This is a genomic window from Spirulina subsalsa FACHB-351 (assembly GCF_026130165.1).
GTDB lineage: Bacteria > Cyanobacteriota > Cyanobacteriia > Cyanobacteriales > Spirulinaceae > Spirulina_A > Spirulina_A subsalsa_A.
Genome location: NZ_JAIHOM010000159.1, coordinates 1 through 9,669 on the forward strand (window position 1 = coordinate 1; position 9,669 = coordinate 9,669).

Annotated in this window: 10 protein-coding genes; 6 read left to right on the forward strand and 4 right to left on the reverse strand. The window is 47.4% G+C overall.

Annotated features, from left to right (window positions below):
• Positions 1-769: 769 nt before the first annotated feature.
• Both K4A83_RS20585 and K4A83_RS20590 read left to right on the forward strand, forming a co-directional pair.
• Complete coding sequence (locus tag K4A83_RS20585) at positions 770-1,711, forward strand: GGDEF domain-containing protein (RefSeq protein ID WP_265266575.1); 942 nt, start codon at positions 770-772, stop codon at positions 1,709-1,711.
• Positions 1,708-2,454: a cobalt-precorrin-6A reductase gene (locus K4A83_RS20590; RefSeq protein WP_265266576.1), complete on the forward strand. Its 747-nt coding sequence runs from the start codon at positions 1,708-1,710 to the stop codon at positions 2,452-2,454. Before K4A83_RS20585 ends, K4A83_RS20590 begins: the two co-directional genes overlap by 4 nt.
• A 101-nt stretch (positions 2,455-2,555) precedes the next feature.
• Here K4A83_RS20590 and cbiE read toward each other — a convergent pair whose 3' ends face one another.
• Positions 2,556-3,788, reverse strand: coding sequence for a precorrin-6y C5,15-methyltransferase (decarboxylating) subunit CbiE (gene cbiE, locus K4A83_RS20595; RefSeq protein WP_265266577.1), 1,233 nt, complete (start codon positions 3,786-3,788; stop codon positions 2,556-2,558).
• Positions 3,789-4,108: 320 nt separating this feature from the next.
• Here cbiE and cobG point away from each other — a divergent pair, with 320 nt between their 5' ends.
• The 3 genes from cobG to cobI are packed head-to-tail and all read left to right on the forward strand — an operon-like array spanning position 4,109 to position 6,883.
• Positions 4,109-5,554, forward strand: a complete 1,446-nt coding sequence (gene cobG, locus K4A83_RS20600; protein WP_265266578.1) for a precorrin-3B synthase — start codon at positions 4,109-4,111, stop codon at positions 5,552-5,554.
• 1 nt (position 5,555) lies between these two features.
• A complete protein-coding gene (locus K4A83_RS20605) occupies positions 5,556-6,182 on the forward strand; it encodes a precorrin-8X methylmutase (protein WP_265266579.1) in 627 nt (208 codons plus the stop codon).
• A complete protein-coding gene (cobI, locus tag K4A83_RS20610; RefSeq protein ID WP_265266580.1) occupies positions 6,179-6,883 on the forward strand; it encodes a precorrin-2 C(20)-methyltransferase in 705 nt (234 codons plus the stop codon). Before K4A83_RS20605 ends, cobI begins: the two co-directional genes overlap by 4 nt.
• A 207-nt stretch (positions 6,884-7,090) precedes the next feature.
• Here cobI and K4A83_RS20615 read toward each other — a convergent pair whose 3' ends face one another.
• On the reverse strand, positions 7,091-7,480 hold the full coding sequence (locus tag K4A83_RS20615; RefSeq protein WP_017307281.1) for a hypothetical protein: 390 nt from the start codon (positions 7,478-7,480) through the stop codon (positions 7,091-7,093).
• Positions 7,481-7,662: 182 nt separating this feature from the next.
• Here K4A83_RS20615 and queA point away from each other — a divergent pair, with 182 nt between their 5' ends.
• Positions 7,663-8,829, forward strand: coding sequence for a tRNA preQ1(34) S-adenosylmethionine ribosyltransferase-isomerase QueA (queA, locus tag K4A83_RS20620; protein WP_265266582.1), 1,167 nt, complete (start codon positions 7,663-7,665; stop codon positions 8,827-8,829).
• Positions 8,830-8,972: 143 nt separating this feature from the next.
• On the opposite strand, the gene psbM is transcribed toward queA, so the two are convergent.
• Positions 8,973-9,086 (reverse strand): photosystem II reaction center protein PsbM, encoded by a 114-nt coding sequence (gene psbM, locus K4A83_RS20625; RefSeq protein WP_265266583.1) that lies wholly within the window; start codon positions 9,084-9,086, stop codon positions 8,973-8,975.
• 108 nt (positions 9,087-9,194) lie between these two features.
• Positions 9,195-9,491, reverse strand: a complete 297-nt coding sequence (locus K4A83_RS20630) for a (2Fe-2S)-binding protein (RefSeq protein ID WP_265266584.1) — start codon at positions 9,489-9,491, stop codon at positions 9,195-9,197.
• Positions 9,492-9,669 lie beyond the last annotated feature (178 nt).

Consider the following 9,669-nt stretch of genomic DNA (forward strand, 5'->3'; position numbering starts at 1 on the left):
CACAAATTGTCATGCTAAGAGTGATCCCTGAGCCTTAGCTAAAGAGTCGTGCTTCGCTGTTTCTATACTGGTCGGGTTTCATCCCGTCGGTAAAACCGAGGGTCTTCACCCGACATTGCAGATAAATGGGTCTGTGCTGCTCTCCGTTGCTAATTTTGTGGGGCTTGCTGAATCAGTCTGCTCGTGGGGGGAGGAAATATATCTGTTCGCCGTCTCCACCAGGTTTCAGTCAAAATTGATACAAAATTAGTTCGCTAGTTTTTCATATTGTAACTTTAGATACACTTTTCTCCAAGCGATGCAGGATAATTCCTAATTATGTATATTTTGTCTAAGCCCTGTATAGTAAGCTTTCTGCTTGTTATTACCAGGCCCCACGACTAGAACAACCAACATCACTTGCTCTGTTCCCTACTGTCTCGCAGGTTTCTGGAGAAGAAGCCCACGCCGTAATATTTGATTCGGCGTGGGTGGTTCATAAAGGAGAAACTGCCTTGATAGAGTCCTTCCCCTCAATGGTTTTTGAGTTGCTATCTCCCACCTTCCTATGAACGAGGAAGGGGAATTCCGTAACCTTTTGTTAAAGCAGACCATGCTCGAAAAGAAAAATGCAAATAATATGCACTTGTTGCTAGATCTGCGAGATTTACAAACGTGGTTGCTGAAAGTTTTTTTTAGCCTCTTAAACCTGGCTCTCACTGTTACTTGGATAATCGAAGCCTTGATAAGACATGAGGTGAATATAGTTGATCGGGTTGCCTACCCTATCATGATTCCCTCTATAACTATTGCTCTAGCCTTGTTGCAGTGGCGGCCACAATACTACGCCCTAGTACTCATTGGAACGGTTGGCGTAATATGCTTATATGCTGTTGTCTTTATGCAAGCTATTATTTGGGGCTATCTTCCTGTAGACGATGGCTACACTTTTGTCTCCTTTTCTCAATGGCTTCCCCTCGTCTATGCCCTGATCTTTATCTTTCTAAAAAAGCGTCAGGCTGTAGTTGCATCAAGCTGTATTTACGGCTCTTTCCTAATCTCAATTCTGATTAACTCCTATCAGGAAAGGTCTTTGCCCGCAATAGAGCAAAAATTGCCCTATTTGCTCCATGTGGTCATGTCCCATCCGATTTACCTTGCGGTGTTTGTAGCCGTATCAACCTTACAGATGTCCTTTGCCACAGCGAAGCTCAAGGCGGAAACAGCAGATTTTGACTACTTGACCAATCTTGCCAATCGTCGCGTAGCGACCCGTGTCCTTGAGGCTGCCTTGGATGCTCAAAAGGTGGGTCAGCAGGTCTGTGTGGGGGTAGTTTTAGTTGATGTGGATCATTTTAAGTCGATTAATGATCAGTATGGTCATGGTGTTGGCGATCGCGTCTTAATGCAAGTGGCTCAACTCCTGAAGGAAGACCTTGCCGATAATGATTTAGCCGCACGCTGGGGCGGGGAGGAGTTTTTGATCTTGCTGCTCTCCGTCTCTAGCTCTGTGGAAGTGGCTCAGAGAGCAGAAGAGTTGCGCACTTGTTTAGCGGCCTACAATCACCCCAACGTCGGTCAAGTAACGGCTAGCTTGGGCATTGCTAGCACGACTGGCGGCGAAACCACAGAAACCCTAATTGCTCGTGCTGATGCGGCCCTTTACCGGGCTAAACAGCAGGGGCGAAACCGAGTTTGTGGCGCTGAAGTTTCCTCAACTCAACTGATATGAATCCGAAAAGAGTTTTGATTTTAGGTGGAACAGGAGAAGCGGCGGCCTTAGCGGGGAGAATTGAGGCGATTCCGGGGGTAGAGACGATCGCATCTTTGGCCGGTCGGACAAAAGAACCTAGGACAATGACTACCCCTTCCCGGAGAGGAGGGTTCGGTGGTGCGACGGGGTTAGCGGACTATCTACGCCAAGAGAGAATAGATGTTCTAATTGATGCGACCCATCCCTTTGCCGCCCAAATTTCCTTTAATGCGGCTCAAGCCGCGTCAGATTGTGGTATTCCTCGATTAATGTTGAGTCGTCCCGCTTGGGAAAAAGTTGCGGGAGATTGTTGGATTGAAGTCGAAAGTCATCAAAGAGCGGCGCATCTTTTACCGGGGTTAGCGAAACGGATATTTCTCACCATTGGTCGGCAAGAACTCGCTACTTATGCCCATTTAAAAGATATCTGGTTTTTGATGCGTATGATTGATCCTCCGCCACCGGAGGTCAAGATACCACCGGGACAATTATTGTTAGAACGGGGGCCTTTTTCTTTGGAGTCTGAGCGATCGCTTTTGCAGGACTATCAAATTGGTGCGCTAGTGAGTAAAAATAGCGGTGGTGAGGCAACTTACGCCAAAATTATCGCCGCCCGAGAGTTAGGAATAACGGTGATCATGATACAACGTCCACCTGTGCCGGAAGGGGACACTGTAGCAGATATTAAAAGTGTCCTAGCTTGGTTAGAAAAAAGACTTTGACACTCCCCCCGTTAGATTGCGGAAGGCAATTAACGGGGGATTCTTGTCTCACAGAAACTTAACTAGAGTGAACAAAGTTAGCAGACATAAGGACTTCAGAATTAGCTGCCCTTGACTACAGCCCACTGGGTTACAGGAGCCATTGCTTTCCACCCTAAAAACTTACCGACGGGTTCGGCTTTTTGAATGCTAAGGCGAATCAATTCTCCCCCTAGTTTACGGTGCCATTGCAAGAGGATTAATTCACTTTCAACTGTGACGGTATTACTAACCAGACGACCTCCTTCCCCTAGTGCGGACCAACAGGTTTCCAATAAGTCGGGTGTGGTAATCCCTCCACCGATAAAAATAGCATCAGGTTGGGGTAAATCTTGGAGGGCTAGCGGGGCTTTTCCGGCTACAATTTTCAGGTGAGGCGTTCCCAAGGCTGTTGCATTATCGGCAATGTACTGTAATCGGGTGGGATGATGTTCGATGGCGATACTCTGGCAACGGCGATCGCACCGCATCCACTCAATACCAATTGAACCACAACCCGCCCCTACATCCCAGAGCAGTTGTCCGGGTAACGGGGCCAAGGCAGCCAGAGTAACAGCACGAACTTGTCTTTTTGTCAACTGTCCGTCATGCTGATAAGCCGAATCGGGCAGTCCGGGGAGGCGAGGCGGGAGGGTGAGGGGATTCGAGGAGAGGCAGGTAATGGCGATGACATTCAAATCCGCAATGTCTGTAAAGTCCCAACGGTTGGCGATGCCTTGAATATGGCGTTCTCGGGTTCCCCCGAGATGTTCTAAAACCGTGATGGGACTCTCCCCAAACCCCCGATCGGTCAGAATTTGGGATGCGATCGCCGGAGTCTGTGCATCAGCACTCAGCACCAGCAGTTTAGCACCCGGATAAAGCACCCCATGCAACAAAGCCGGAGGGCGACCACACAAACTCAACGTTTCCACCTCACCCAAGGACCAACCCAAACGACTACAGGCCAGACTAAAAGTGGAGGGAGAAGGAATAATCGTCATTTCCTCAAGGGGAATGTAGCGAGTGAGGGTAACGCCAATCCCGTAGCACATCGGATCCCCACTGGCTAAAACACAGACTCCTTGACCACGACGGCGAATAATCTCCTGAATCGAATCCTGTAGGGGAGAAGTCCAGAGCAGTTTTTCCCGTCGATCTTCCGGGGGTAACATCGCCAGATGACGTTCACCCCCCACAATAACCGAGGCCAGAGACAGGAGACTTCGCCCCACCGGATTTAACCCCTCTAAACCATCTTCGCCAATTCCGACAATTGATAGCCATTTCGACCTGTAAGCGGGATCTGTGGTCATATGTAAAAAAAGTGAACTGATCTGTACACTGAGGAGCAATTGAGATTAGCCGCCCTATACTTCACCTTGCGCCCTTGCAGGTGCTGAGAGCTTCAACAGTGGTATAATTTTAAAGCTTGTCTTTGGGAAAGTCCGGTGAGATTCCGGTACTGTGCCGCAACTGTAATCCAGTCACAAGAAAATGCTCTGACCCGTCCATTTTACCTTTTTTCTGGTGAGTCAGAATGCCAATGGCAAGCGGTTGATGAGTAGAGAAAAACCTGATTTTCTAACTACTGCTCCGCGTCGCATGGGGAAAACAACTGTGAGAAAAAATAACGGTGAATTGGTTAGTTGAAGCAAATGTTTGTCCGGGCTTGTTTTATGGAACCCCAGCCCAAGATGGGTTCTTAATTCGCATCCGCACTCCGGGGGGATGTCTCACTTCTGAGCAGGGAAAGGCGATCGCGACATTACTCGAACAGTGGCAGAGTCCCCTACAAGTTACCAATCGGGCAAATTTGCAAATTCGCGGCGTTCAAAAATCCCCCACTTTAGAAGACTTTAAAACCTTACAGAAATTGGGGTTGGCCGCCCATAACCCCAGTATCGATCACCTGCGTAACATTATGTGCAGTCCCACGGCCGGAATTGACGGTCAAGAATTAATCGATACTCGTCCATTGGTTCAAGAAGTCGATAGTTTTATCCAAAATCATCGCTCCATTGCCGCACTTAGTCCTAAATTTAGCATTGGGATTGATGGGGGGGGGACTGTGGGAATCGGTACTCGTTCCAAGCTGGCCCGAGAACACCGCTATAATGAGATTCAGTTATCAGCAACAGTCCTGAATCATCCGACACATTTAACCTCTAGTGTGGGCTTTCGAGTGGCACTCGGAGGCGATAAACAATTATATGATACCAATTTATTAATTGAGCCAAAAAACTGTTTAGCCGTCCTGTCAGCCCTCATAACGGTTTATCTCGATTATGTCCAACAAACCCCATCGATAAAGGGCAAAAAGCCCCGCATGAAACACTTGTTAGAAGATTGGGGAGTTAAAAAATATCTTGCACAAGTTAACGCTCAATTCAATCATCCTTTAGATAGATTTGAGCAAACGGGGACTAACCTAGCCTTACCCACTCAACCTTATTGTTATCTCGGAATTAACCCTCAAAAGCAAGCCGGATTGTCTTATATTGGTGTAGCTTTAAAATTAGGACAATTAACCGCGATTCAACTCCGGGGATTAGTAAAACTATCGGAAACGTTTGGCAGTAATCAGTTGAGATTAACCCCTTGGCAAAGCATTATATTACCCGATATTCCCCAAGAAAAAGTCTCAGAATTGTTGCCAAAACTGACCGCATTAGGATTATCTGCTTCTAAGGGATGGGAGGCTGGGATTGTTGCCTGTAGTGGAAAACCGGGTTGTGGGAAGGCGACCACTGAAACTCAACTCCATGGTGCAAGACTGGTAGATTATTTGAACAAATACTTACCGTGCCATTCTCCTGTTAATATTCATTTGACAGGTTGTGCCAAATCCTGCGCCCAACCTAGCCCGGCAGAAATTACACTTTTAGGAACGACTTTTGAGGAAAATGGGGAAATTCTTGAAGGATATCAAGTCTATATCGGTGATTCTCCTGTGGAGATGCTTCCCGATCATCAAGAAACATTAAATCCCCCAATACTTGAGGATAACCTTTTGCAAATTTTACCCATAATTAAACAATTTTTAATCAGCCAATCATTAAACATTGGGAACACTAAATAGGATGGAATATATTCGGAATGGTGAGGAAATTTATCGCAAATCTTTTGCTATTATTCGGGCTGAAAGTAATTTAGAAAATCTAGCAGATGATTTAGCTCAGGTGGCGGTTCGTCTAATTCATTCCTGTGGGATGACCGATATAACCAAGGATTTAGAAGCGTCATCAGATGCGGTGAAAATCGGGCGAATGGCTCTGGCGCAGGGGGCATCAATTCTCTGTGATTCTCAAATGGTAGCGCAGGGAATTACTAAAGCGCGTTTACCCCAAAATAATCAAATTATCTGTACCCTGAATCATCCCGAAGTTCCAGAGATAGCCCGTCAGATTAATAATACCCGGTCGGCGGCAGCTTTGGAGTTTTGGCGACCGGATTTAGGGGGAGCGGTGGTGGTAATCGGGAATGCACCAACTGCCCTTTTTCGCTTATTAGAACTGCTCGATGAAAATGTGGCGAAACCTGCTTTAATTTTAGGCTTTCCCGTTGGATTTGTGGGAGCAGCTGAATCAAAACTAGAATTGGCGGCTAATAGTCGAGGAGTGCCATTTATTACTCTGCACGGACGCAGGGGAGGAAGTGCGATCGCAGCCGCTGCCGTTAATGCCTTAGCAAAAGAGAGCGAATTATGAGTCAATTAGGAAAACTTTACGGATTAGGTGTGGGCCCGGGCGATCCAGAATTACTGACGCTCAAAGCACACCGAATTTTAACAACTGTCCCGGTTATTGCTTATCCTAGCTTGGAAAATGGCAAGGTTTTAGCGAGGGCAATCGTCACAGATTTCATTCGGCCAGACCAGATAGAAATTCAGATGCCGTTACCCTTTAGTGTAGAGCGCAGTTCTCAACCCCATTATGATAGTGCCGCCGAAAAGATTGCCGAACAGTTGAATTTAGGTCGAGATGTTGCGGTGCTGTGTGTGGGTGATCCGATGTTGTACGGCACTTTTATGTACATCTTTACTCGCTTATGCGATCGCTTTTCCATTGAAGTTGTACCCGGAATTTCTTCCGTGATGGCCAGTGCCGCCATGCTGGGGGTACCCATCACCTATCGAAATGATGTATTCAGTATCATGCCGGGAACGTTAGAAGCAGAAATTTTGCGCGATCGCCTATCCTTCGTCGAGGCAGCCGCCATTATTAAATTAGGCCGCCATTTCTCCAAAGTTCGCGGGATTTTGGAGGAATTGGGGTTATTGGAACGCGCCCTTTACATTGAACGAGCAACCTTACCGAATCAACAAATTATCCCGATTACCGAAGTGGATTCAGTGGCTGTTCCCTACTGGGCCTTAATTCTAATTCCTAGCAACAGTAAACCCCAATGAAGCTCACCCCACCTGCCTTGAGCGAGGTGGGGTTCGGGCGTCGCTATTTTGGTCAAAATTGCCCCACCCTAGACAGCCCAAAACCCCCCGCCTCCCCTTGGGGCAACGTGGGCGAGAGCAACAAGCCTCCTAGACCTCAACCCAAGGGGGATGAGGTGGATTGCTCGGTCATTTGATGGTTCACAGCCAGAAAATCTACAGAAAGTCTTAAGCAAGAGTTTCTGGACAATAGCCCAAACCGCGAGTAAACTGACGGCGGAAGGACTCGATATCACTCTTATCGGGGTCGCCGTGAGAAACAACCGCTACTTGATAGCGTCTCATCACGTCAATGGGAGATTGTCCGGTTTCCAAGCTCCAGAGTGCCATCTGAACACGGATTTCGGGTTCATAGGGAATCCCTAATTCGTTCATGTAGGCGACGAAATCTCCATGTTGCTGGGGTGTGATAGGATCGTTAAGCTTAACCCGCACGATCCAACCGTCAATCTGGTGTATAACCGTTATAAACCCAACTGACAAATGATCAACATTATGAAGAAACTCTGTAACTCTTAAAGTAAGGCTGGCGTTGGCAAGAAAATAGAGGTAGTACATTCTTCCCTCTCTCCAAATATTACATGGGGTGGTATATTCTTAGTCTTACGCAGAATGGGTTTATTAGCGAAGGGGAGATGCACCCGAATTTATATGGGGAAGTTTACCCAATTTTGCTCTCAGGAGTTTTCCTCAGTACCCTAGAATTGCAAGTAAAATCCAACATTCACTGCTAGTCGTCAATGACCATCGATCAATACCTGTCGAGCTATCAATATGAGTTACCGCAAGAGCTAATCGCTCAAAACCCTGCCGTACCAAGGGATAGTTCTCGTTTGTTAGTCGTAGATTCCCCCAAAACCCATGTTCACACGGTCTTTAAGGACATTGTGGAATGGTTAAAGCCCGGGGATCTGTTAGTTCTGAACAATACTCGTGTAATTCCGGCCCGTTTATACGGTCGCAAGTCCACCGGGGCTCCGGTTGAGATTTTGCTACTCCATGAAGTCCGGGAAAATTGCTGGCTGTGCTTAGTCAAACCCGGTAAACGGTTTAAGATTGGTTCTGAAATTTGTTTTAAGTTCTCCCCCGATGATGGCCGAACCGATAGCCCCTCAATTTGGGCGCGGGTGATTGAACGGGATGATGCCACAGGAGGGCGGTTATTAGAGTTTCAAGTGCCGGATGGGTCTTCTTTGATTGATTTAGTGGCGCGAGTGGGTCATGTGCCTTTACCGCCCTATATCACGGCAACAGAAGCCGATGCAGACCAGTATCAGACGGTGTATGCCCGGGAATTAGGGTCGGCCGCGGCTCCCACAGCCGGACTCCACTTTACCAAGGAGTTGCTGGAAAAAATCGCCGATCAGGGTGTTTCGATGACCAACATTACTCTCCATATTGGGGTAGGAACATTCCGCCCGGTGGAAGTAGAGGAAATTAACCAGCACAAAATGCACTCGGAATGGCTGGAAATTAATGCCGAAACGGTGCAGAAAATCCAGGAAACCCGAGCGGCTGGCGGTCGGGTGATTGCGGTGGGAACAACGGTGGTGCGCGCTTTAGAGGGGGCGGCCACGGCTCAAGGTGTCAGTGGGGCGGTTCCAGCGAAACGGTGTTTAGTCGAACCGTTCCGCGATCGCACAGATTTATTCATCTACCCCGGCTATGAGTGGAAAGTAGTGGACGGCATGATCACCAACTTCCACCTCCCCGGTTCCAGTTTGCTGATCTTGGTCAGTTCCTTGCTGGGTCGGGAACGCCTGTTAAAGTTGTATGAAGAAGCGATCGCCGAACAATACCGTTTCTACTCCTTTGGAGATGCCATGTACATCACCCCCGAGGCAGCCATTGGCATCACAGGAGCGACAGAAACCGTAGCAGAAGCAGAAGCAGACGAGGAAGAATAAGAGCCACGGGATCTTAAACCCTTCCCCTATTGGCTATTACCCTAAAAAACCTACACTAGCTTAAATCGCTTCGTGTAGGTTTTTTAGTCGGTAGGTTTTTTAGTCCGTGTTTTGTCCTTCCTAGGCGGCAATTCCCGCCCGAGTTAGTTACTCTGACTGTTTCGGCTAGCCGTTTGAATATACAAAATGACCAGAAAGACAGAAGGAACTAAGACAAACAAAATACTGGCAACAAAACCAAGATCATTAACTTGCATTGTAATTACGCCCCTAACGGAACTTTTATCAAAGTTTACATGAGAACAGGTCGAACAACCAGCCAAGGGCTGCTCAATCCTAGAATACCATCCTTGGGGCTTAGGGAATCAAGGCTTTGTTTTGACGCTCACAGGCCCATTGACAATGGTTTGACAGGCCAGACGATAGTTACTAGGCTTTTTCTTCAATTTCCGTTGTTCAAACTCTGTGGGCTCCGATAAATTCTCTAACCCTTCAACAATCTCCACAATACAAGTTCCACACTGCCCATATCCTCCACAGTTCATGAGTTTGCCTTTTAAGGTGTAAAGGTCAACCCCATTCTGTAAGGCTTTTTCACGCAAATTTGCCCCATCGGCGGCAATCACTTCTTTCTGTTCATTGATGAATGTAATATTCGCCATTGACCCTCCTAATGACAACTCCTTTTCTATTTTATGAAGAAATGCAAAGAAATTTGACACTCCCATCGCTAAAAGCGAGGGATTCTTGGTTCAACGAGTTTCCTTAACTTGGCAGGACGTATCCAACCAAGCCAGAGGGAATCTCTCCCCAAGCGTGAGTTCCGGTATGCCCTACCGT